Genomic DNA, 21304 nt, shown 5'->3' with positions numbered 1-21304 from the left:
AGGCACCATGCAACAGCCGTGCACGTCTGCCTCGGGGCCTTGCGCCATGCGGTGCAGGAAGCGGCACAGTGCTTGCGTCGTGGTCTGCAACCTCGGGTTTTCCGGGGCATTTCCCCCACATCGGGGGCCACGACGAAGAGGCGACCGACATGCGTGGACTTATCCTGGGTTTGATCTGGCTGGCGGCGGGTGCCGCCCAGGCCGATGTGTACATCTCCATCGATGCCAAGGGCGGCTACGTACTGACCAACGTCCATCGGCCCGGGCGCCAGTATCAGCGGGTGATCAGCGAACCGCTGGCCCAGGCGGGGGCTGCTGGTGCGCAAATGATCACCGGGCGGCCCTATGCCGAGCTGGTGGCCGCTGCAGCGTTGGCCCACAACGTGCCGCAAGCACTGCTGCATGCGCTGATCAAGGCAGAGTCCGGCTACAACCCCAAGGCCCGCTCGCCGGCGGGCGCGGTGGGGCTGATGCAACTGATGCCCGAAACCGCGCGGGAGATGGGCGTGGAGAACGCCCTGGACCCTGAGGACAATGTGCAGGGTGGGGCACGCTACCTGAAACGCATGCTGACCTTGTTTGACAATGACATCACCCTCGCCGTGGCCGCCTATAACGCCGGCCCCGACGCGGTGCTGCGCCGGGGTGCAGTGCCACCGTACGCCGAAACCCGCCGCTACGTGCCCAACGTGCTGCGCGATTACCGCAAGCTGCAAGGGCTGGCGGACGACTCGCCGCTGTAGGCGCGCGACGTGGCCGAGCAGCGCGGCGGCCACCCTTCGGCGGATGACATCAATTTAGAACCATGGTTCCCCCAACTCTGGGCTATAACCTTCAAAGGTGCCCAGCTGTGGAGTCCGCCATGGACATCGCCCCTCGTTCCGACGCCCTTGGAGTGCCTGCCGGTACCGAGGCGACAGCCCCACGCAAGCCGTTCAACCTGCTGCGCTGGTATGCCTGGGTCAGCCTGGCCATCATTCTCTCGGTGGCGGTCGGGCTGGGGCTGATCTCCAGCCGTTTCATCATCGATGAAAGCGTCGAGCGCGATGCGCTGTTGTCCGCTCAGTTCATCACCTCTATCGCTGATGCTGAAGTGCGCCATGTGTCGATCCCCAATGTGCGCACCATGGGCGAATTGCTGGACCCGCGTACCGATCGCACGGCGCTGCCGGATGTCGACCCCGATGCCCGGCGCAAGGCTAGGGGCGAGTTTCTCGACCATATCGCCCACCTGCCGGACATGCTGCTGGCCAATATCTATGCGCCGGACCGCACGGTGATCTGGTCGACCAACCCGGCACTGATCGGCAAGTTGATCGAAGGCGACGACGACCTGGACCGCGCCTTCGAGTACAAGATGCGGGTCTCGGCCAGCTACCACGACTTCGAGCGGGCACGCGAAGAGCAAAAGTTCGTGACCCCGCCTGAGCAGCTGTTCATCGAAAATTACATTCCGTTGTTCGACGCCGATGGCGAGCACGTCACGGCCATGGTGGAGATCTACAAGGAACCGCATGACCTGATCGTGCGCATCGAACATGGCCTGATCCTCATCTGGCTGGCGATCACCGTCGGCGCCGGGCTGGTCTATATCGGCCTGTACGGCATCATGCGCCGGGCGGCCAAGCTGCTGGCGGTGCAACAGAAACGGCTGATCAACAATGAAACCTACGTGGCCCTGGGCGAGGTGTCTTCGGCGGTGGCGCACAGCTTGCGCAACCCGCTGGCGAGCATCCGCTCCAGTGCCGAGCTTGCGCAGGCGTTCGACGAGGGCCCGGCGCAAAGGAACATCAACGACATCATCAGCCAAGTCGACCGCATGTCGCAGTGGATCCGCCAGCTGTTGCAGTCACTGCGCCCGCTCAATGACGAAGCGGTGGCGGTGGACCTGCCGCAGGCGCTGCAGGAAAGCCTGCAGACCTTTGCCGTGCCGCTGGCGCGCAGTGGCGTCACCCTCGACCTGCAACCGTTACCGGCGGTTCAGGTGTTGGGGCACCCGGCGTTACTGCGGCAGATTTTCAGCAGTTTGATTGCCAACGCATTGGAGTCGATGGAGCAGGGCGGGAAGTTGCGTGTCGAGGTGGTGCGCCACGACCGGCGCGGCCTGACGCTGCGCCTGTCCGATAGCGGCAAGGGCATGACCGAGCAACAGCAGCGCATGGCCTTCAGGCCGTTCTTCACCACCAAGCAGGGCGGGCTGGGCGTTGGCCTGGTTTTGGTCAAACGCATCATGGAGCGCTTTGGTGGCGCGGTGAGGTTGAGTAGCAGCCTAGGGCATGGCACCCGCGTTTCGCTGAATTTCAGGTTGGCCAAGTCTTCTTAGTGGGCTTTAGGTTCATATCGTAACTACATGATTTATAACAAATAGATTTTTTTGGGTAATTGTTACCCAAAAGTGGGGACTGAAGCTTGACCGGATTTTAATAAGTTCTTTCAAGTGACTGAAAAATATGAATATGTCTTTTCGTTCGTCGACTGGCTGATTTTTTGCAACGTGAGCATGGCAACAACGGGTCGCCTTGGCGACCTGGGTGAAGTGCCATTAAATTGCTACTAATCGTGGCAAGGGGGCGCTTCAGAACGGACGCCCAGCGCGGGAACCCCTCAATGCAGATGCTGGAAAACGAAGTGCCCGACAAAGCGTCTGCGGCCACCAGTGGTTTTGCGGCGCCATTGCGCGAGTTCAACCTGTTGCGTTGGTTTTCGATCATCAGCCTGCTGATCATCGCCTCGGTGGCCGGTGGCTTGGGCTATGTGTCGACGCGCTTCGTGGTGCGCGACAGCGTGGAGCGCGATGCCATGCTCACCGCCCAATTCATCCAGGCCATGGCCCAAGCCGAGGTCCGCCATTCGCAACTGCCGCCGGGCACCACCATGGGCGAACTGCTCGATCCGCGCCTGGACCTGCAGCACCTGCAGTTCACCCCGGCGTTGGCCGAATCGACCCGTGTCGAATTCCTCGACCACGTCGAACACCTGCCCGATACCCTGTTGGCCAACGTCTACGCCCGCGACCGGACCATTGTCTGGTCCACCAACCCTCAGTTGATTGGCGAGCGGATCGAGGAGGATGGCGACCTGGAGCGCGCGTTCCGTTCGCGCAAAGCGGTGTCTGCCAGCTACCACCAAGCCGAGGACGACCGTGAAGAACAGAAGTTTCTGCGCGAACCCAAGTACCTGTTCATCGAGAACTACATCCCGCTGTTCGACAGCCAGGGCGAGCAGGTGCTGTCGATGGTGGAAATCTACAAGGAGCCGCAGGACCTGATCCGGCGTATCCAGCGCGGTTATGTACTGATCTGGGCCTCGACCCTGGTGGGTGGCGCGCTGATTTACTTTGGCCTGTTCTGGATCGTGCGCCGGGCAGCGCTGATGCTCAACCAGCAGCAAGACCGCCTGGTAGCCAGTGAAACCTACGTGGCACTGGGCGAAATGTCCTCTGCGGTGGCCCACAGCCTGCGCAACCCATTGGCCAACATCCGCTCCAGCGCCGAACTGGCCCAGGAGATCGCCAACCCCACCGCACAAAAGAACATCACCGACATCATCAGCCAGGTCGACCGCATGTCACGTTGGGTGCGCGACTTGCTGGTGTCGTTGCGCCCGACCAGTGACGAGCCCGAGGCCGTGGACCTGGTCGCGTCCATCGAGGACACCCACCTGGCCTTCGCCCAGCAGATGGCGCGCAACGGCGTGCAGTTCTGCTACGAGGGCCCCGACGTGCAGTGTGTGGCCAGCCAACCGCTGCAGCTGACGCAAATCCTCAACAGCTTGTTTTCCAATGCCCTTGAAGCCATGCCGGCAGGCGGTGTGCTGCGCGCAGAAGTGAGCGTGCAGGACGGCCAACGCGCCGTGCTGCTGCTCAGCGATACCGGCAAGGGCATGAGCCAACAGCAGGAACGGATGGTGTTCAAGCCGTTCTTCACCACCAAGCAGGGCGGCCTCGGTGTAGGCCTGGCCCTGGTGCAACGCATCATGGAGCGTTTTGGCGGCTCGGTCAGCCTGAGCAGCCGCGAAGAGGAAGGAACCCGCGTAAGCCTTACTTTCAATATCGCAGCGGGAGGGGACCATGGAACACAGCATCCTGGTAGTCGAGGATGATGAAATCCTTGCTGACAACATACGCACCTACCTGAGCCTCAAGGGTTACGAGGTGACGGTCTGCCACAGCGCGGAGCTTGCGCTGGAGCAGATCAAGCAGGCCCAGCCCGATGCGGTGCTGACCGACAACTCGTTGCCAGGCATGAGTGGGCATGACCTGTTGCGCGTGCTGGTGGCGCAGGCGCCGGCGCTCAAGGTCATCATGATGACGGGCTATGGCAATGTCGAAGACGCGGTACAGGCGATGAAGGAGGGCGCCTTTCATTACCTGACCAAGCCGGTGGTGCTGGCCGAGCTTAAACTGACCCTGGACAAGGCCCTGGCGGCTGAACGGATGGAGCGCACCTTGTCGTTCTACCAGGAGCGCGAGGCGCAGAAGTCCGGGCTGCAGGCACTGATTGGCGAGTCGCCGGTGATGCACAGCCTCAAGCACACCCTGCGCCAGGTGCTGGACGCCGAGCGGCGCATGGCCAGCGACGACCTGCCGCCGGTGTTGGTCGAGGGCGAGACCGGTACTGGTAAGGAACTGGTAGCCCGGGCCCTGCATTTTGATGGCTCGCGCAGCAAGGGCCCATTCATCGAATTCAACTGCGCATCGATCCCGGCCAACTTGCTGGAGGCGGAGTTGTTTGGCCATGAAAAAGGCGCGTTCACCGATGCCAAGGAGCGTCGCGTAGGCCTGGTCGAGGCCGCAGATGGTGGCACGCTGTTCCTCGATGAAATCGGCGAGATGGACCTTGTGCTGCAGGCCAAGCTGCTCAAACTGCTGGAGGATCGCAGCATCCGCCGCATTGGCGCGGTCAAGGAGCGCAAGGTCGACTTGCGGGTGATCAGCGCTACCAACTGCAACCTCGAACAGATGGTGCAGCAAGGCAAGTTCCGCCGCGACCTGTTCTTCCGGCTACGCATCATCGCCTTGAAGGTGCCGCGGCTGTATGCCCGGGGGCAGGATATCCTGCTGTTGGCCAGGCATTTTTTAGCGCACCACGGGCGGCGCTATGGCAAGCCGAATTTGCGCTTTTCCGCCGAGGCAGAGGCCCTGATGCTGGGCTACAGCTGGCCTGGCAACGTGCGCGAACTGCGCAACATGCTGGAGCAGACGGTATTGCTGGCACCCAATGAGGTGGTGCAATCGCATCAGTTGAACCTGTGCATGACGCTGATCGACGAGCCGCTGATACAGCAACAGGCACCTGCAGTATTCGAGATGCCACGGCATGAGCCAGAACCGGGTACCAGCCTGCCGGACATGGAGCGGGATTTGGTGTGCAAGACCCTGGACCGGACTGACTGGAATGTGACCAAGTCGGCGCGGATGCTGGGGCTGTCGCGGGATATGCTGCGTTACCGGATCGAAAAGCTGGGGTTGACCAGGCCAGACAAGCGGCAGTGGTGACCTCACGGCTTCGGCCATGCGCGATCTGGGTACGATCTGTGTAGGAGCAGCCTTGTGCTGCGAAGAGGCCGGTACTAGCAGCGAAGATTCACTGTGTAATTGCCGGCCTCTTCGCAGCACAAGGCTGCTCCTACAGGGGCTCAAGGGTTGCCCGTGCTCGTGCCTTGGCGCCCAGTACCTTCCGAGCCACTGCCATCCATCCCTGGCAAATCCCGCCCATCATTCTGGGTGGCCGGCGGGCTCTCGGGGTCGTTGCCCTCGATCCGCGGGTCGGTGTCGCGTGGCATCGGCTTTTCAATCGGGTTGAGCGTGCTGTCTACGCCCGGTGTCGGCGCCTGACAAGCGGCAGTGGTGAGCTTCGGCCATGCGCGATCTGGGTAGGAGCAGCCTTGTGCTGCGAAGAGGTCGGCAACTACACAGTGAATCTTCGCTGCTTGCACCGGCCTCTTCGCAGCACAAGGCTGCTCCTACGGGGGCTCAAGGGTTGCCCGTGCTCGTGCCTTGGCGCCCAGCACCTTCCGAGCCACTGCCATCCATCCCTGGCAAATCCCGCCCATCATTCTGGGTGGCCGGCGGGCTCTCGGGGTCGTTGCCCCCGATCCGCGGGTCGGTGTCGCGTGGCATCGGCTTTTCAATCGGGTTGAGCGTGCTGTCTACACGGTGTCGGCGCCTGACAAGCGGCAGTGGTGAGCTTCGGCCATGCGCGATCTGGGTAGGAGCAGCCTTGTGCTGCGAAGAGGTCGGCAACTACACAGTGAATCTTCGCTGCTTGCACCGGCCTCTTCGCAGCACAAGGCTGCTCCTACGGGGGCTCAAGGGTTGCCCGTGCTCGTGCCTTGGCGCCCAGCACCTTCCGAGCCACTGCCATCCATCCCTGGCAAATCCCGCCCATCATTCTGGGTGGCCGGCGGGCTCTCGGGGTCGTTGCCCCCGATCCGCGGGTCGGTGTCGCGTGGCATCGGCTTTTCAATCGGGTTGAGCGTGCTGTCTACACGGTGTCGGCGCCTGACAAGCGGCAGTGGTGAGCTTCGGCCATGCGCGATCTGGGTAGGAGCAGCCTTGTGCTGCGAAGAGGCCGGCAACTACACAGTGAATCTTCGCTGCTGGCGCCGGCCTCTTCGCAGCACAAGGCTGCTCCTACAGGGGCTCAAGGGTTGCCCGTGCTCGTGCCTTGGCGCCCAGCACCTTCCGAGCCACTGCCATCCATCCCTGGCAAATACCGCCCATCATTCTGGGTGGCTGGCGGGCTCTCGGGGTCATTGCCCTCGATCCGCGGGTCGGTGTCGCGTGGCATCGGCTTTTCAATCGGGTTGAGCGTGCTGTCTACACCCGGTGTCGGCGCTGGGTTGTGTGGGTCGTCGGGGTAGGTGGGCCCAGTGCCGACCGCCAGGGCCAGCGGTGAAACCAGTACGGCTGCAAGCAGGAAGGGGCGGATCATGGGGCAGGCTCCTTTGCATCGGGATGGGGGCAAGGCTTCTATTTCGATTGGGCCATCAAGCCCGCACCTGGTGCCCCCACCCCGATCAACGGTCACACCACCATCGACAGCAACATGATGAAGATGATGCCGACCACCGAAAGGATGGTCTCCATCATGCTCCAGGTCTTGAAGGTCTCGGCCACGGTCATGTTGAAGTACTGTTTCACCAGCCAGAACCCGGCATCGTTGACGTGTGACAGGATCAGCGAGCCGGCGCCAGTGGCCAGCACCAGCAGCTCACGGTTGACCCCAGGCACCAGGTCGATCACCGGTGCCACGATGCCCGCGCCCGTGATGGTCGCGACCGTCGCCGAACCCGTGGCAATGCGGATCACCGCCGCCACCAGCCAGGCCAGCATGATCGGCGAGATTTCGGCCTGCACGGCCATCTGCCCGATCACGTTGCCGACACCGGTATCCACCAGCATCTGCTTGAAGCCGCCACCGGCACCGACGATCAGCACGATGGCGGCGGTGGGCGCCAGGCTCTGGTCGAGCATCTTCATGATCTGCTGGCGGTTGAAGCCACGCGCCGCGCCGAAGGTGTAGAAGGCCAGCAGCAACGCAGCGAGCAGGGCGGTGATGGGGTGGCCGATCAGGTCCATCCATTGGCGCACGATGTGCTCGGCCGGCAGGACGACGTCGGCGAAGGTCTTGAGCAGCATCAACGCCACTGGCAGCAGTACCGTGACCAACGTGATGGTGAAGCTCGGCAGGTTGCCCTGGTCGGACTCCTTGGCGATCTGGTCCATCAGCTCCTGGGACGGGTTGCCCGGGATGTAGCGTGAAATGAAGTTACCGAACAGCGGGCCGGCAATGATCGCGGTGGGCAGCGCGACGATCAGGCCGTAGAAGATGGTCTTGCCGATGTCGGCATGGAAGATGCCGATCGCCAGCAACGGCCCCGGGTGCGGCGGCACCAGGCCGTGAACCACGGACAGGCCGGCCAGCAGCGGTATGCCGATTTTCACCAGCGAAACGCCGGAGCGCCGGGCGACGATGAACACCAACGGGATCAGCAACACGAAGCCGATCTCGAAGAACAGCGGAATACCAACCAGGAAGGCGGCGAACATCATGGCCCAGTGCACGTTCTTCTTGCCGAAGGCGCGGATCAGGGTCTGGGCGATCTGGTCGGCGCCGCCGGAGTCGGCCATCAGCTTGCCGAGCATGGTGCCCAGCGCGAGGACGATACCGACGAAGCCCAGCACGCCGCCAAAACCGTCCTGGAACGATTTCATCACCTTGGCCACCGGCATGCCGGAGGTGAGGCCGAGGAAGCCGGCCGCGAGGGTGAGGGCGACGAAGGGGTGCACTTTGAAATGGGTGATCAGCAGGATCAGCCCGACGATGGTGACCAGTGCGTCGAGCAGCAGGAAGGTATCAGTAGCCAGTCCGAACATGGTTTTAATGCCTCGGTCTTATCGTTGTTTTGGGCGTAACGTTATGGAACTTTCAGGCGCTTTCATTGGTCGAGACAGCGCTGTCTTGGGTGAGCCGGATAAACCGCCAGGTTCAGGCGGTTTGCGCCAGGTCCCGCTCACCGCAAGGCTTTAGCCAGGTGTCTACCGTATTAGCCAAGGCATCGATGGCCTGGGTGGCGTCCAGTGACAAGGTCCGTGGCTCGCCATTCGGCGATTCGAGGGCCGCGAACTGGCTGTCGATGAGGCTCGCCGGCATGAAATGCCCAGGGCGCGCCAAGACCCGCTTTTCGGCTTCGGCAGGGGTCAGCTCCAGGAACACGAACGCCAGGCCCGGCATGGACGCGCGCAACGTTTCGCGGTAACGGCGCTTGAGTGCCGAGCAGGTCAGGATCGGGCGTTCGCCCGACTGCACCGTGGCTTGCAATTCCTGGCCCAGGCGCACCAGCCAGCCGGCTCGGTCGTTATCGTCCAGGGGGATGCCAGCGCTCATCTTGCGGATGTTTTCGGCAGGGTGGAAAGCGTCGCCTTCGATCAGGCGGCCGCCGCTTCTGGCAGCGATGGCAGCGCCGACGCAGCTTTTGCCGCAGCCAGCCACGCCCATCACCACAATGGCGGACAGGGGAGAATTCATCAGTACCTCCTGCGGGGTGAGATAGCGCTGTCTCGTCGTTGACGAACAGCCACCTCCCCGGTGTTATTGGTCTTGTCCTTACGCAGTATGGACGCTTGGCACAGTGCACGTGGAACCGCTACCAAAGATTACATTGCCTGCGTCCTGAGACAGCGCTACCTTAGTGGCCGTTCCCCTCCCTTGGCAAGTAGTAAAATTACAACATCCATGTCCCGCACAGGCTCTCGCACCACCGGTCGTCCTACCCTGGCAGAAGTCGCCAGGCTTTCCGGGGTTTCCCCGATCACCGCATCCCGCGCCTTGCGCGGCGTCAGCACGGTTGCCCCGGCGCTGGTGGAAAAGGTTGCCGCTGCTGCGGCCAGCCTGGGCTATGTCGCCAACCCGGCAGCCCGCGCACTGGCTTCGGCGCGCAGCCAGTCGGTGGTGGTACTGATCCCGTCGTTGTCCAACCAGTTGTTCATCGACACCCTCGAAGCCATTCACGAGGTGATGCGCCCGCGAGGGCTTGAGGTGTTGATCGGTAACTATCACTACGACATTGCCGAAGAAGAAAACCTGATCCGCAACTACTTGGCCTACCAGCCTTGCGGCATGCTGCTGACCGGTTTCGAGCGCAGTGACGCCGCGCGGCAGATGCTGGCGGCCAGTGGCGTGCCCTGCGTGCACATGATGGAGCTGGGCGGCGAGGCGGGTGCGTTGTCGGTGGGCTTCTCGCAGCAACAGGCCGGGCGCGCTGCGGCCAGGCACTTGATCGAGCGTGGGCGGCGCCGGCTGGCGTTCATTGCCGCGCAGCTCGACCCACGGGTGATGCAGCGTGCCGAAGGCTTCCGCCAAGCCCTCGCCGAGGCAGGGCTGCAGTCGACGGAGCTGGAAATCCTTGCACCGGAGCCTTCCTCGATCGCCCTGGGCAGTGCGTTGTTCAGCCAGCTGATGCAACAGGCGCCGGATGTCGACGGTATCTTCTTCTGCAACGACGACCTGGCCCAGGGTGCGGTCCTGCAGGCACTGCGCCAGGGCGTGGAAGTACCCCGCGAGGTGGCGATGGTCGGCTTCAACGACTTGCCCGCTTCTGCGCACATGGTCCCGCGGCTGACCTCTATTCGCACGCCGCGGGCTGCCGTTGGTCGGGGCGCCGCGCAGGCCCTGCTGGCGTTGCTTGACGGCAAGCGGGTGGCCACTGAGCAGCAAGACCTTGGTTTCGAGTTGATGGTGCGCGAAAGCTCGTGACACGCGGTGCCTGAGTAGCGCTTAGGGTGTTAATTACAAAGTGATATCAATGTGCTTGCACGGCGCAGTTGCCCATCTATGCTCAGGACACCCCGCGCATAAAGGAGCCCGGCGTCATGTTCGATTTCCATCGCAAGTCCGACTTGGTCGAGATTCAGCGTAGTCACCAGGCACTGGCCAGCGCGCAAGCGAAACTGGCGGCAATCAGCCGTTCGATGGCGATGATCGAGTTCGCGCCCGACGGCACCATTCTCGACGCCAACGAGCGTTTCTGCCAGGCCATGGGTTACAGCGTCGAAGAGCTACGCGGCAAGCACCATCGGTTGTTTTGCGACCCGGCCTACGTCAAGACGGCCGAGTATCAGCAGCTTTGGCGTGAATTGGGGCAGGGCAAGGCCATCAGCGGGACCTTCGAGCGCGTCGACAAGGCAGGGCGGGAGGTTTGGCTCGAAGCCAGCTACATGCCGGTGCTGGATGAGCAGCGCCAGGTCACCAGCGTGATCAAGGTGGCGTCGGACATCAGCCAGCGCGTTATGCAGGAGCACGAGAGCGAGAGCCTGCTCAAGGCCATCGGCCGCTCCATGGCGGTGATCGAGTTCACCCCTGCCGGGCGGGTGATCAAGGCCAACCAGAACTTTCTCACCACCATGGGCTACCGCCTGGAAGAGGTGGTCGGGCGCCACCACGGGCTGTTCTGCCTGCCCCAGGAGCGGGAGTCGTCGGCGTACCGTGAATTCTGGGCCTCGCTCAACCGCGGGGAATACCATTCGCACCGCTTCGAGCGCATCAACAAGCAAGGCCAGACGGTCTTTCTCGAAGCCTCCTACAACCCGATCTTCGACAGCAAGGGCCGGCTGTACAAGGTGGTGAAGTTCGCCAGCGACATCACCAGCCAGGTCTGCACCCAGCAAAGTGCCGCCGATGCCGCCCACGCCAGCTCCATGCAAACCGATGCCTGCGCCCGCAAGGGCACCGAGGTGGTACAGCAGGCGGTGCAGGTGATCGAACAGATTTCCCAGGAGCTCAATGACGCCGCACGCAGTATCGATGCAGTCAGCAAGCAGTCGGACGTGATAGGGCAGATCGTGTTGACCATTCGCGGCATCGCCGACCAGACCAACCTGCTGGCATTGAACGCGGCCATTGAGGCCGCGCGCGCTGGCGAACATGGGCGCGGTTTTGCCGTGGTCGCCGATGAAGTGCGCAACCTGGCGGCGCGTACCAGCAAAGCCACCTTGGAGATCGTCGATGTGGTGCGGCAAAACCATGACCTGTCGCTGTTGGCGGTGGCGAGCATGCAGTCGAGCCTGACGCGTACCGGCCACGGCGTGGCCCTGGCCAACGAGGCCGGCACGGTGATCATGGAAATCCAGCAAGGGTCACGCCACGTGGTCGATGCAATCAGCCAGATCAACTCGACGTTGCAATTGCACTGAGGGCGGCACTGAGTTCGTGCAACAGGGCCTGCATGCTGGCTTGCAGTTGCTGGCGCAGTTCAGCCGTTGGCAGCCCTTGGGCCTGCGCCTGTTCGATGGCTTCGCAGTGCTTGACCAGCGTGCGCATCTTGAGCATTTTTGCCCCACCCTTGATGCGGTGGGCCAAGGCGCGCACGGCGTCGCTATCCGCCTCTGGCCCGAGTGCACACAGGGCGGCCAAATCTTCACTGGCGCTTTGTGACAGCTGTTCGAGCAGGTGCCGGGTGAGCTGTTCGTCGTCCTGAGTCAGGTGGCGCAGCTCGCTCAGGTTGAAACCGCTGCCTTGGGCCTGCACAGGCGGTGTGTGCGTGCTGGCCTGGGGCAGGTGGTTTTTCAGGGTTTGCAGGCCAATCGGCTTGAACAGGCATTCGTCCATGCCACTGGCCAGGCAGCGGGCACGTTCCTCGGCCTGCGCGTTGGCGGTGACGCCGAGGATCTTACAGGCCATCAACTCGCCCTCGTGTTCCAGCTTGCGTATGCGGCGGGTCAGTTCGTGGCCGTCCATGATTGGCATGCTGCAGTCGGTAATCACCAGGTCGAAGCGCGCTGCCTGCCACCGGGCCAGCGCGGCTTCGCCGTTTTCAGCGAGGGTGACGCGATGCCCCAATGTGTGCAGTTGCCGCTCCAGTAACAGCAGGTTGGCGGGGTAGTCGTCGACCACCAGAATGTTCAGCGGCCCGCTGCTGGCTTCCAGCACTGGGGCGCGCTGTTCGGCAGGCGCGGGGGCTTGGCTGGCGGGCAACTGCAGGCAGACTTGCACCTTGCTGCCCACGCCTTCGACGCTGTGCAGGCTCAGCGTGCCGCCCATCAATTCGGCCAGGGTGCGGCTGATCACCAGACCCAGCCCGGCGCCCTGGCGTGCCCGCGGGCCATCGGCCTGGGCGAAGGCATTGAACAGCCGGGCCTGGTCTTTAGGGCTGATCCCAATGCCGGTGTCGCGTACACAGAGTTCGACCTGCAGGTCGCTCTTTGCGTCGGCGGGCGACAGAATAAGGCTGACGTGCACTTCGCCGCGCTCGGTGAACTTGATGGCGTTGCTGATCAGGTTGGACAGTACCTGCTTGAGCCGCAAAGGGTCTGCCATGACCCAGCCAGGTGAGGTAGGCAGCGCGCTGTGCAGGTGCAGGCCTTTGATCCGCGCATTGCCTTCGAATACCCGCAGCGTGTTGCGCACCAGGTCGACCAGGTTGGTCGGCACCGGCTGCAGGGTCATGTGCCCGGACTCGATGCGCGAGATGTCGAGGATGTCGCCGATCAACTCCAGCAGGCCAATGGCCGAGTCGTGGGCTGTCTGCAGGGTCTGGGTATCACAGCGGCCGGCGCGGCTGTCTTCCAGGGCCAGTTCGAGCAGGCCGATCACCGCATTCATCGGTGTGCGGATTTCATGGCTCATGGTGGCCAGGAAGGTGCTTTTGGTCTGGCTGGCCTGTTCGGCATCGTCCTTGGCCTGGCGCAGCTGTTCGAGCAGGCCGCGGCTCAAGGCTAGCTGGGCTTGCAGGGCATGCTGGGCGTCGGTGCGCTGATGGATGAGTTTGCGCAGGTAGGTGTTCCAGAACACCACCCCGGCCAACAGCAGGGCGGACAGCACCAGCACTTGTAGCGCCAGCGTGCGGTAGTCGCGCCATGGGCTGTCACTGACCAGCGTGCTGGTGCGCCAGCGGTTGATCAGTTGGTCCAGTTCTTCGGGGGGGATGCTCAGCAGCGCCTTGTCGAGTATGGCCTGCAGCTGAGGTTGGTCCGGGGCCACGGCAAATGCCGCGATGGCTGGGCTGTCGTCCAGCACGCTGGCAATGCGCAATTGGTCCTTGAACACATGGTTGATGTAGTAGGTGGCGTTGATGTAGTTGCTCAGGGCCACGTCGGCGGCGCCACTGGCCACCGCCTCCATCAGGCCGAGGGGGTTGTCCACTTCGACCACCTTGGCGCGAGGGAAGCGGCGCTGCAGTTCTGCGCGCTGTGGCGAGCCACGTACCAGGGCGACGCGCTGGCCATCGAGGGCTTTGGCCTGCGCCGATGAGGTGGCGTCGTTGCGGGTCACCAATACCCTAGGGCTGACCAGGTACGGGCGGGTGAAGCGCAGCTGTTTGGCACGCTCGGTGCCGTAGCCCAGCGCACCGATCATCTGCGCGTCGCCGCGCGCCAGGCGCTCGATCATCGCCTGCGCCGACTGGCTCTCGATCGGTTTGAAGTGCAGGCCCGTGCGCAGGGAAATCTGCTTGAGCAGCTCCAAGGTGATGCCGTTGGTACGGTGCTGCGCATCGTTGAACGTCAGCGGTGCCAGTGAGGTGTTGACCAGTACCTTGACGGTCGGGTTGTGGGCGATCCAGGCGGCCTCTTCGGCGGTCAAGGCGGTCAGGTGGCGCTCCAGCAGCAGGCTGGTGTTACCGCTGGTCCAGCGGCGCAGAATGGTCAGGCGCTCGCTCTCGGTGATTCTGGCCAAGGCCTGGTTGACCAACCCGCGCAAACGGGGGTTGTCGTCAGCCATGGCAAACGCAAAGGCACCCGGCGCCACCTGGCAGAAATGGTCGATCTTCAAGGTGCCCTGGTAACTCTTGCCAATAAAGAAGTCGGTGCTGATGGCATCGCCCAGGTAGGCGTCGGCCTCACCCAGATCGACCGCGGCAAGGCCAGCCAGGGTCGAGCGGTACAGGCTCAATTGCGCTTTGGGGTACAGCGAGCGCACGGCGCTGGCGGGCAGGTAGTGGTCGACCATGGCCAGGCGCAGGCCGTCCAGGTCGAGGGCGTTTTTCAGGGTGCGGCCTTCGCGGGTGACGATGACCGGCAGGTCGTCGGCGTAGGGCGAACTGAGGCCCAAATGGGCATCCGCCGCCTCGAAGGCGTTGGAGCTGCCGAGCAGGTCGATGCGGCCCTCGCGCAGCGCGGCGATGGCTGCGTGCCGGTTGTCGAAGCGTCGTACTACGACCGGGATCCCCAACTGCTCGGCGATGATGCCTGCATAGTCGGCGCTCAGGCCTTCGTAATCACGTTCGCTGATGTTGATTTCGAACGGCGGGTAGTCAGGCCGGGAGCTGCCCAGTACCAGCTGGCCGCGCTGCTGCAGCCAGTGGCGGTCCTGGTCGCTCAGTTGCAGGGGCGGCGCGGCGCTGATCGAGCGCGCTAGCAGTTGCCGTGGTTCGCTGTCGGCGAACAACCCAGGGGAACTGGCCATGCCAATGGCCAACAGGATGCTCGCCAGCAGGCGCGTCATGGCGGCTGGGCTCAGTAAACGCTGTTGCGTTTGGCCAGATCGACCATTTCTACCAACGATTCTGTCTTGAGCTTTTCCATGATTCGGCCCCGGTAGGTGCTGATGGTTTTGGCACTGAGGTTCATGCAGGTGCCTATATTCTTGTTGTTTTCACCGCGCGCCAGGCGCCGCAACACTTCCATTTCGCGGTTGGACAAGCTGGCCAGGCGTGTCGGTTCGCTCTCCAGCGAATTGCTGTTGACCGACATCTGCGGGAAGGTCGAATAGCCTTTTACCAAGGCCTTGAGCGCGAACAGCAGGGCCTCGTGGTCTTCGTCCTTGGTGACGAAGGCACCGATGCCGGCATCCAGGCAGCGCCTCACGTACAGGTCGGTGGCCTGCCCGGTCAGCACCATGATTTTGGGCACTGGCTCCAGGCACTGAAGCCGTTTGATGACCTCCATGCCGTCCAGGCCGGGCAAACCGATGTCCAGCAGCACCACGTCCGGCCGCAATTCGCGTGCTGCCTGAGCCACTTCGCTGCCATTGGCAACTTCACCCACGACGTGAAAGCGCTCCCGCTCGAGCAGCAGGCGCAGGGAGAGTCGGACAATAGGGTGGTCGTCGACGATCAGGACGGTAGTCATGAAGAAAACTCCTGTAGGGCTGTGGTCCGCTTCCTGGAACACTCAGGAATACGTCTGCAAGGGGGTTTATCGGAAGCGCTGCAAGATACGGCCATTCCCTACGTTTGGTAATGCCGAGTATAGAGTTGTTGAATAACCCTGTAGGTGTTGTTGAAAATTCCTACAAAAACAGGGATAGGCACCGCCCGCGTGGCGTGGCGATGCCTATTTGCACAAGGCCGTTAGGCGCAAGCGGTGTGAGGTTTGCGCACGCGCTGGGTCGAGGCGGGGTTGTTGGCCAGTGCTTGGCCGACCCGTGGCGGGCGTGCCAGCAACTGGCCGGAGCAGTTGGGGCAGCGGCCGTGCAGGCGGGTGTCGGCGCAGGCACGGCAGAAGGTGCATTCGAAGGAGCAGATCAAGGCGTCTGGGCTATCACCCGGCAGGTCAGCGTCGCAGCACTCGCAATTGGGTCGTAATTCCAGCATTGGCGTAGCTCCAGGTGGCAGGGGGAACCTTGAGTCTGCTACGCCTGCGCTAACGCTGGCAATGCTCAGTCGCCAGGGCGATAGAGGTGCGCGTGCCCGGCACGGTACAAGGCCGACTCGGCGAAAGGCGTGTCACCCAGCACATGGCCGACAAGAATCAGCGCCGTGCGGCGAAAATCCTTAAGCGCCACGCGCTCGACGATGTCGTCAAGGGTGCCCCGCACCCAGTCCTGGTCCGGCCAGGTGGCGCGATGGACCACGGCAACTGGGCATTGCGGGCCGTAGTGCGGCAACAGTTCGCTGACAATACGCGGCAAGTTTTTTACGCCCAGGTGGATGGCCAAGGTGCTGCCATGGCGCGCCAGGTCGGCCAGTTGCTCGCCGGGCGGCATCGGCGAAGTGTCGCCAAAGCGCGTGAGAATCACCGTTTGCGACACCTGTGGCAGGGTCAGCTCGCAGCCTAGTAAGGCCGCACTGGCGGCAGTGGCGGTGACGCCTGGGATGATCTGGTAGTCGATGCCCAGCTCACGCAGGTGGCGGATTTGCTCGCCGATTGCGCCATACAGGCTCGGGTCACCGCTGTGCACGCGGGCCACGTCCTGGCCGTGCGCGTGTGCCGTGCGCATGGCACTGATGATCTGTTCCAAGTGCAGCTCGGCGCTGTTGATCACGGTCACGGCCTGGTGGCCTTCGAGCACAGCCGCGGGTACCAGCGAGCCGGCATAGATGATCACTGGGCACTGGCGGATCAGGCGCTGGCCCTTGACCGTGATCAGTTCCGGGTCGCCGGGGCCGGCGCCGATGAAGTAGACCGTCATGGAAAGTCCTTGCAATGAAAGGGATGCTGCGATTATCGCCCGCAGGCCAGGGCCAGAGTAGCCGGCCCGATCACTTGGCGTGTGACCCGCAGCCGGGCCGTGCCGAGGTGCTGGCTGGCCATGGCCAGCGCCGCGCTTTCTGCGACGCCCCAACAACCGCTGTGTGCATGGGCGACGGCCGAGCGATGGCTGAGCAAGGGTTCGTAGGGCAGAAGTTGCCCGGCATCGTACAGCAGCAAGGGCAGGCCAAGGCGTTTGGCCAGTTGCTGCAGGCCAGGTTCGTCGGCCTTGAGGGCGATGCTGGCGATACCGCGCAGTGCTGAAAGCGCCAAGCCATGGTCAGCCAAGGCTTGGCGCAGCAGGTTTTCGAGGGTGTCCGCCGGGCAACCCCGGCGGCAGCCAAAGCCGGCGTACAGCGCCGGCAGGGTAGCGTCTAAAACCATCAGGCCTGACTGGAGCGGCGGTACAGCCACGCGCTGAGCAGGCCCAGGGCCAGCCAGAAGGCGGCGTTGGTCAGCCAGCTGGCGACCTTGAACTGGGCTTCCAGGGCTTCAGGCGCGAGGCTTTGATGCACCTCGGGTTGCGGTGCACCGATGACATGCGGCAGTACCAGCAGCACGGCGCCTAGCGCTTTAACCAGCCAGTGGCGGGCAAATACCAACAGGGCCAGGCCCAGTGCGGTAGCGCTTGCGGTGCCGATCCACCAGGCCTGGCGTTGCCCCAGGTCAGCGGCAGCGGTGCCCGGCAGCTCTGGCGGCAGGCCCAGGGTAGGGGCCAGGCAGAACACGGCGAACCCCGCCAGGCCCCACAGGGCGCCGGTGCCCGCGCGCTTCGGTTCACGCAGGCTGTACAGGGCGACCAGTATCAGCGCGAAGCCTACCGCTACCACCAGGTTGCCCCCGGTGGTGGACAGCACGCGTTGCCAGCCGTCTTCAGGCGACCAGGCTTCGGCGCTGTGTTCATGGGCCGCGGCCCCTTCGGCGCCGTGTTCGTGATGCTCGGCAACAGGGGCTGCGGATTCGTAGGTTTCCGCTTCAAGGATCAACGGGGCAACCCAGAAGCTTTGCAGCAGGGTCAGCAGCAAGGCCGCAAGCAGCCCGCTGAAGCCCGCGGTACGGGCAATGCGCATGATCATGGGGCGTACTCAGTGGCAGGGGAAGGCGGCGCTGTGGCGGGTGTCGTGCGCCGCGTTGTGCACGGCTTCGATGTGCGAGAAGCCGGCAAAGTACACCAGGCACAGGCCCAGCAGGCTGGCGCCGACGGCGATGACGACACGCTGACTGAGGGTGACGGGGGTGGCAATGCTGTGTTTGGCGCTGGTGACGGGCATGACGCGTTCCTCTGCTTTTTGTGGGCAACGGGCAAGCGCGGCAGCCCCGAACGTGATCCGCCCAGGGGAATGCGACAGCGCCCGCCCACCGCGGGGTGTTCATGAACGTCAGGCCGGTCTCCGGGCTCACGAGGAGGAGCAGGGCTCCTGAAAAGCGCCCCTTCCCATGCCAGATGACGCGGCACAGTGGTCTAGACGCTTCGCTCGCTTACCGTTGCGGGGGCAGCACCGGCTTGGTCGGGCCCTGGTCGAGGGCTTGCGACGCACCGGTTTCCCGTTTCACCCCCTGAGGGGCACCTGAACGCGAGGCATTAGGAGACCACGAGGCAGGTTTTCCGTCAATTGCACAGCGGTGTGCGCGTGAAAAGTATTTCAGAAGTTGTAGGCCAGCAATTTTCGGGTTTTGCAGTGCCTGGGAGGTCGAGCGCCGCCTGCGCGGCGCTTCGCAGCACAAGGCTGCTCCTACATCGAAGTGGGCGCCAAGACATGTCACAGGAATAATTGGCCCGAAACAGATGTGGGAGCAGCCTTGTGCTGCGAAGCGCCGCGCGGGCGGCGCTCGGTCTCATAGGCGCCAAAAAAATCCAGCCATGCACTAAGCCGTCCGCGCGCTACGCCCAGCCTCCCGCTGCGCCACCAACCCACGAATCCGCGGAATCAGTTCCTGGCCATACTCCACCGCATCGCGCAACTGATCGAACCCGCGGAACAGGAAGGTGCTAACCCCCAGGTCGTAGTACGCCAGCGCCGCCTCAGCCACTTGGTCCGCCGTCCCTACCAGCGACGTCGAGTTGCCCGCACCGCCGCCCAACGCGGCAATCTCGGTCCACAGCCGGGTGTCATGCACCTTGCGCTGGCTGGCCAACTGCACCAGGCGCTCTGAGCCGGCGTTGCTCTTGCCGAAGTTCTTTTCGCGGCGGTTGCCCTGGCGGATGCCGATGCGCGTCTGGGCATCGGCCAGAATGCGCTCGGCACGGGCCCAGGCTTGCTCCTCGGTAGCCCCCAGGATCGGCCGCAGCGACAGGCTGAAGCGGATGTGCTTTTCACGCCCATAACGGGCTGCAGCCTTGCGCACCTTGGCAATACGCTCGCGCACCTGCTCCAGCGGTTCGCCCCACATCATGTACACATCGGCATGCTTGGCGGCCACTTCGACGGCTGCATCCGAAGCACCGGAGAAGTAGATGGGCAACTGCTGCACGGGCTTGACCAGGGTCAGGTTGTCTTCCACCCGGTAGTGCGTGCCGTTATGGTCGAACGGTTCGGTGCGGGTCCAGGTGTCGCGCAGCACCTGCAGGTACTCGTCGGTACGGGCATAGCGGGCGTCCTTGTCGAGGAAGTCGCCGTCGCGCTGCAGGTCGCCGCTGTCGCCGCCGGTGATGACGTTGATCGAGGCGCGACCACGGCTCAACTGGTCAAGCGTGGCGAACTGGCGAGCGGCGAAGGTCGGGGCCTGAAAGCCCGGGCGGTGCGCGACCAGCAAGCCGATGCGCTCGGTCAACGCAGCGACGTAGCTGGCCAGGATCAGCGAGTCGGGTGCGCTGGTGTTGACCGCCAGCAGCGCCTTGTCGAAGCCGCCGTACTCCTGGGCTTGGGAAAATGCCTTGATGAAGTCAAGGTCGACCAGCGGGCCGCGTGGTGCCTGTGATTCGCTACCTTCCTGGGGGCCGATGAGGCCAATGAATTCGAGGCTCATGGAACAGAACTCCTTGTTGGGGTGGGCTCAGGCAACGGCCGGCTGGGTGCGGCGCTGGGTGTTGCGGTTTTCCGGCACGCTGAGGCCGAAGTTGTCACGCAGGGTGGTGCCGGTGTACGCGCTGCGCACCAGGCCACGGGCCTGCAGCAGCGGCACCACCTGCTCGGTGAAGGACTGCAGGCCGTCGGGGAGCAGCGCGTTGATGATGAAACCGTCGGCGGCGCCCTGTTCGAACCAGTGCTGCAGGGCATCGGCCACCTGTTGCGGGGTGCCGACGAAGTCGCGGCGTGGGCGCGAGAAGCGCAGCGCCAATTGGCGAAGGGTCAGGCCTTCGTCGCGGGCCAGTTGCTTGAGCTGGTCCGAGGTGCCCTTGTGGCTGTCGTTGCCTAAAGTGCCGAGGTCGGGGAAGGGCGCGTCCAGGTCATGCTGGCTGAAGTCGTAGTCGTTGAACGGGCGGCCAAGGGCGACCAGTGCGTCCTCGATGCTCACCAGGTCCACAGCCTGCTGGTAGCGCTGCTCGACTTCCTCGGCGTCACGGCCAACGATAGGGCGGATGCCGGGCAGGATGAACAGCGCGTCGGGGTTGCGACCATGGCGTGAGGCGCGTTGCTTGAGGTCTTGGTAATAGGCATGGGCGTCGTCGAACGACTCGGGGCTGACGAAGAGGGCGTCGGCGTTCTGTGCCGCGAAATTGCGACCTTCTTCTGACACGCCAGCCTGGAAGATCAGCGGTTGGCCCTGCGGTGAACGTTGGATGTTCAGCGGGCCCTTGACCTTGAAGAACTCGCCCTGGTGGCCCAGGGTGTGCAGCTTGGCCGGGTCGAAGAACTGCCCGCTTTGTTTGTCACGGGTGAAGGCGTCGTCTTCCCACGAGTCCCACAACCCCTTGACCACATCCACGTGCTCGCGAGCGATTCTGTAGCGCACAGCATGGGGCGGGTGTTCGGCCTTGCCGAAATTGTCGGCTGTACCGGAAAGCCACGAAGTGACCACGTTCCAGCCGGCGCGCCCGCCGCTGATCAGGTCCAGCGAGGCGAACTGGCGCGCCACCTGGAACGGCTCGGTGTAGCTGACGGTGACCGTGGCCACCAGGCCGATGTGCTCGGTCACTGCAGCCAATGCCGAGAGGATGGTCAGAGGCTCGAAACGGTTGAGGTAGTGAGGGCTGGAGCGGGTGTGGATGTGCAGGCTGTCGGCGATGAAGGCGAAGTCGAACTTCGCTGCCTCGGCCAACTTCGCCTGCTGTTTGTAGAAACCAAAATTGACGCTGGCATCGGCAAGCGCCTGAGGGTGGCGCCATTCGCCCCAGCCGTGGCCGACGCCATGGATCATGGCGCCCAGGCGGATCTGTCGTTTGCTCATGGGAATACCTGTGGGTTGTGCTGCAAATGGAATCGATACCGCCATGCGTCACCGCGCGCGGGGGCG

20 protein-coding genes, 1 pseudogene and 1 riboswitch are annotated in these 21304 nt (G+C 63.6%); of the genes and pseudogenes, 7 read left to right on the top strand and 14 right to left on the bottom strand.

Annotated features, from left to right (window positions below; genetic code table 11):
* Nucleotides 1-149 precede the first annotated feature (149 nt).
* From AB7M33_RS24245 to AB7M33_RS24230, 4 genes are all read left to right on the top strand, one after another.
* Nucleotides 150-743: a transglycosylase SLT domain-containing protein gene (locus tag AB7M33_RS24245; RefSeq protein ID WP_454243835.1), complete on the top strand. Its 594-nt coding sequence runs from the start codon at nucleotides 150-152 to the stop codon at nucleotides 741-743.
* Nucleotides 744-862: 119 nt separating this feature from the next.
* Entirely contained in the window at nucleotides 863-2323 is a 1461-nt protein-coding gene (locus AB7M33_RS24240; RefSeq protein WP_027593404.1) for a sensor histidine kinase, read from the top strand.
* A gap of 284 nt (nucleotides 2324-2607) precedes the next feature.
* Nucleotides 2608-4101, top strand: a complete 1494-nt coding sequence (locus tag AB7M33_RS24235; protein WP_238213730.1) for a sensor histidine kinase — start codon at nucleotides 2608-2610, stop codon at nucleotides 4099-4101.
* Entirely contained in the window at nucleotides 4070-5497 is a 1428-nt protein-coding gene (locus AB7M33_RS24230; RefSeq protein WP_099429220.1) for a sigma-54-dependent transcriptional regulator, read from the top strand. Before AB7M33_RS24235 ends, AB7M33_RS24230 begins: the two co-directional genes overlap by 32 nt.
* 140 nt (nucleotides 5498-5637) lie before the next feature.
* On the opposite strand, the gene AB7M33_RS24225 is transcribed toward AB7M33_RS24230, so the two are convergent.
* The 5 genes from AB7M33_RS24225 to AB7M33_RS24205 form a co-directional block, all read right to left on the bottom strand.
* Entirely contained in the window at nucleotides 5638-5937 is a 300-nt protein-coding gene (locus AB7M33_RS24225) for a hypothetical protein (RefSeq protein WP_454243834.1), read from the bottom strand.
* Nucleotides 5938-6309: 372 nt separating this feature from the next.
* The gene (locus AB7M33_RS24220; RefSeq protein ID WP_454244255.1) at nucleotides 6310-6540 is read right to left on the bottom strand and encodes a hypothetical protein; all 231 of its coding nucleotides are present in this window, start codon (nucleotides 6538-6540) and stop codon (nucleotides 6310-6312) included.
* A 104-nt stretch (nucleotides 6541-6644) separates the two neighbouring features.
* Nucleotides 6645-6935 (bottom strand): hypothetical protein, encoded by a 291-nt coding sequence (locus AB7M33_RS24215; protein ID WP_454243833.1) that lies wholly within the window; start codon nucleotides 6933-6935, stop codon nucleotides 6645-6647.
* A 92-nt stretch (nucleotides 6936-7027) separates the two neighbouring features.
* On the bottom strand, nucleotides 7028-8380 hold the full coding sequence (locus tag AB7M33_RS24210) for a GntP family permease (RefSeq protein ID WP_027593400.1): 1353 nt from the start codon (nucleotides 8378-8380) through the stop codon (nucleotides 7028-7030).
* 112 nt (nucleotides 8381-8492) lie between these two features.
* Nucleotides 8493-9032 carry a gluconokinase gene (locus AB7M33_RS24205; RefSeq protein ID WP_265969333.1) on the bottom strand — a complete coding sequence of 180 codons (540 nt, stop codon included), beginning with the start codon at nucleotides 9030-9032 and terminating at the stop codon, nucleotides 8493-8495.
* 207 nt (nucleotides 9033-9239) lie between these two features.
* On the opposite strand from AB7M33_RS24205, the gene AB7M33_RS24200 reads away from it, so the two are divergent.
* The 3 genes and pseudogenes from AB7M33_RS24200 (at nucleotide 9240) to AB7M33_RS24190 (ending at nucleotide 11695) form a co-directional block, all read left to right on the top strand.
* Nucleotides 9240-10259 carry an HTH-type transcriptional regulator GntR gene (locus AB7M33_RS24200; protein WP_027593398.1) on the top strand — a complete coding sequence of 340 codons (1020 nt, stop codon included), beginning with the start codon at nucleotides 9240-9242 and terminating at the stop codon, nucleotides 10257-10259.
* A gap of 116 nt (nucleotides 10260-10375) precedes the next feature.
* Nucleotides 10376-11158: pseudogene (locus tag AB7M33_RS24195) on the top strand (PAS domain-containing protein); the annotation flags it as partial.
* A gap of 42 nt (nucleotides 11159-11200) precedes the next feature.
* Nucleotides 11201-11695, top strand: coding sequence for a methyl-accepting chemotaxis protein (locus tag AB7M33_RS24190; RefSeq protein ID WP_371097432.1), 495 nt, complete (start codon nucleotides 11201-11203; stop codon nucleotides 11693-11695).
* On the opposite strand, the gene AB7M33_RS24185 is transcribed toward AB7M33_RS24190, so the two are convergent.
* The 9 genes from AB7M33_RS24185 to AB7M33_RS24145 all read right to left on the bottom strand — a co-directional run bounded on the left by AB7M33_RS24185 (nucleotide 11670) and on the right by AB7M33_RS24145 (nucleotide 21238).
* Complete coding sequence (locus tag AB7M33_RS24185) at nucleotides 11670-14942, bottom strand: transporter substrate-binding domain-containing protein (RefSeq protein ID WP_454243832.1); 3273 nt, start codon at nucleotides 14940-14942, stop codon at nucleotides 11670-11672. The two genes, AB7M33_RS24190 and AB7M33_RS24185, sit on opposite strands and share 26 nt — an antisense overlap.
* An 11-nt stretch (nucleotides 14943-14953) precedes the next feature.
* The gene (locus AB7M33_RS24180) at nucleotides 14954-15568 is read right to left on the bottom strand and encodes a response regulator transcription factor (protein ID WP_027593395.1); all 615 of its coding nucleotides are present in this window, start codon (nucleotides 15566-15568) and stop codon (nucleotides 14954-14956) included.
* A gap of 221 nt (nucleotides 15569-15789) precedes the next feature.
* Nucleotides 15790-16032, bottom strand: coding sequence for a DUF1272 domain-containing protein (locus tag AB7M33_RS24175; RefSeq protein WP_027593394.1), 243 nt, complete (start codon nucleotides 16030-16032; stop codon nucleotides 15790-15792).
* Nucleotides 16033-16097: 65 nt separating this feature from the next.
* The gene (gene cobM / locus AB7M33_RS24170) at nucleotides 16098-16850 is read right to left on the bottom strand and encodes a precorrin-4 C(11)-methyltransferase (protein WP_454243831.1); all 753 of its coding nucleotides are present in this window, start codon (nucleotides 16848-16850) and stop codon (nucleotides 16098-16100) included.
* 32 nt (nucleotides 16851-16882) lie between these two features.
* The gene (locus tag AB7M33_RS24165) at nucleotides 16883-17275 is read right to left on the bottom strand and encodes a cobalamin biosynthesis protein (RefSeq protein WP_454244254.1); all 393 of its coding nucleotides are present in this window, start codon (nucleotides 17273-17275) and stop codon (nucleotides 16883-16885) included.
* Between the two features lie 17 nt (nucleotides 17276-17292).
* Nucleotides 17293-17985: a CbtA family protein gene (locus AB7M33_RS24160; protein ID WP_027593391.1), complete on the bottom strand. Its 693-nt coding sequence runs from the start codon at nucleotides 17983-17985 to the stop codon at nucleotides 17293-17295.
* Between the two features lie 9 nt (nucleotides 17986-17994).
* Nucleotides 17995-18180 carry a CbtB domain-containing protein gene (locus AB7M33_RS24155; RefSeq protein ID WP_027593390.1) on the bottom strand — a complete coding sequence of 62 codons (186 nt, stop codon included), beginning with the start codon at nucleotides 18178-18180 and terminating at the stop codon, nucleotides 17995-17997.
* Nucleotides 18181-18274: 94 nt separating this feature from the next.
* Nucleotides 18275-18496: riboswitch (cobalamin riboswitch) on the bottom strand.
* A 279-nt stretch (nucleotides 18497-18775) separates the two neighbouring features.
* Nucleotides 18776-19876 carry an LLM class flavin-dependent oxidoreductase gene (locus AB7M33_RS24150; protein WP_274885244.1) on the bottom strand — a complete coding sequence of 367 codons (1101 nt, stop codon included), beginning with the start codon at nucleotides 19874-19876 and terminating at the stop codon, nucleotides 18776-18778.
* 27 nt (nucleotides 19877-19903) lie between these two features.
* Nucleotides 19904-21238: an LLM class flavin-dependent oxidoreductase gene (locus AB7M33_RS24145; protein WP_454243830.1), complete on the bottom strand. Its 1335-nt coding sequence runs from the start codon at nucleotides 21236-21238 to the stop codon at nucleotides 19904-19906.
* Between the last annotated feature and the right edge of the window lie 66 nt (nucleotides 21239-21304).

It is taken from the genome of Pseudomonas sp. Y3 TE3536, assembly GCF_053629175.1.
The sequence above is the reverse complement of the archived record's forward strand: the minus strand, read 5'-3'. Positions and strand labels throughout refer to the sequence as shown.

What these genes read in the sequence shown, in the direction of transcription:
- AB7M33_RS24245 (WP_454243835.1), top strand. Translation starts at nt 150, where the DNA reads ATGCGTGGACTTATCCTGGGTTTGATCTGGCTGGCGGCGGGTGCCGCC.
- AB7M33_RS24240 (WP_027593404.1), top strand. Translation starts at nt 863, where the DNA reads ATGGACATCGCCCCTCGTTCCGACGCCCTTGGAGTGCCTGCCGGTACC.
- AB7M33_RS24235 (WP_238213730.1), top strand. Translation starts at nt 2,608, where the DNA reads ATGCAGATGCTGGAAAACGAAGTGCCCGACAAAGCGTCTGCGGCCACC.
- AB7M33_RS24230 (WP_099429220.1), top strand. Translation starts at nt 4,070, where the DNA reads ATGGAACACAGCATCCTGGTAGTCGAGGATGATGAAATCCTTGCTGAC.
- AB7M33_RS24215 (WP_454243833.1), bottom strand. Translation starts at nt 6,935, where the DNA reads ATGATCCGCCCCTTCCTGCTTGCAGCCGTACTGGTTTCACCGCTGGCC.
- AB7M33_RS24210 (WP_027593400.1), bottom strand. Translation starts at nt 8,380, where the DNA reads ATGTTCGGACTGGCTACTGATACCTTCCTGCTGCTCGACGCACTGGTC.
- AB7M33_RS24205 (WP_265969333.1), bottom strand. Translation starts at nt 9,032, where the DNA reads ATGAATTCTCCCCTGTCCGCCATTGTGGTGATGGGCGTGGCTGGCTGC.
- AB7M33_RS24200 (WP_027593398.1), top strand. Translation starts at nt 9,240, where the DNA reads ATGTCCCGCACAGGCTCTCGCACCACCGGTCGTCCTACCCTGGCAGAA.
- AB7M33_RS24190 (WP_371097432.1), top strand. Translation starts at nt 11,201, where the DNA reads ATGCAAACCGATGCCTGCGCCCGCAAGGGCACCGAGGTGGTACAGCAG.
- AB7M33_RS24185 (WP_454243832.1), bottom strand. Translation starts at nt 14,942, where the DNA reads ATGACGCGCCTGCTGGCGAGCATCCTGTTGGCCATTGGCATGGCCAGT.
- AB7M33_RS24180 (WP_027593395.1), bottom strand. Translation starts at nt 15,568, where the DNA reads ATGACTACCGTCCTGATCGTCGACGACCACCCTATTGTCCGACTCTCC.
- AB7M33_RS24175 (WP_027593394.1), bottom strand. Translation starts at nt 16,032, where the DNA reads ATGCTGGAATTACGACCCAATTGCGAGTGCTGCGACGCTGACCTGCCG.
- cobM (WP_454243831.1), bottom strand. Translation starts at nt 16,850, where the DNA reads ATGACGGTCTACTTCATCGGCGCCGGCCCCGGCGACCCGGAACTGATC.
- AB7M33_RS24160 (WP_027593391.1), bottom strand. Translation starts at nt 17,985, where the DNA reads ATGATCATGCGCATTGCCCGTACCGCGGGCTTCAGCGGGCTGCTTGCG.
- AB7M33_RS24155 (WP_027593390.1), bottom strand. Translation starts at nt 18,180, where the DNA reads ATGCCCGTCACCAGCGCCAAACACAGCATTGCCACCCCCGTCACCCTC.
- AB7M33_RS24150 (WP_274885244.1), bottom strand. Translation starts at nt 19,876, where the DNA reads ATGAGCCTCGAATTCATTGGCCTCATCGGCCCCCAGGAAGGTAGCGAA.
- AB7M33_RS24145 (WP_454243830.1), bottom strand. Translation starts at nt 21,238, where the DNA reads ATGAGCAAACGACAGATCCGCCTGGGCGCCATGATCCATGGCGTCGGC.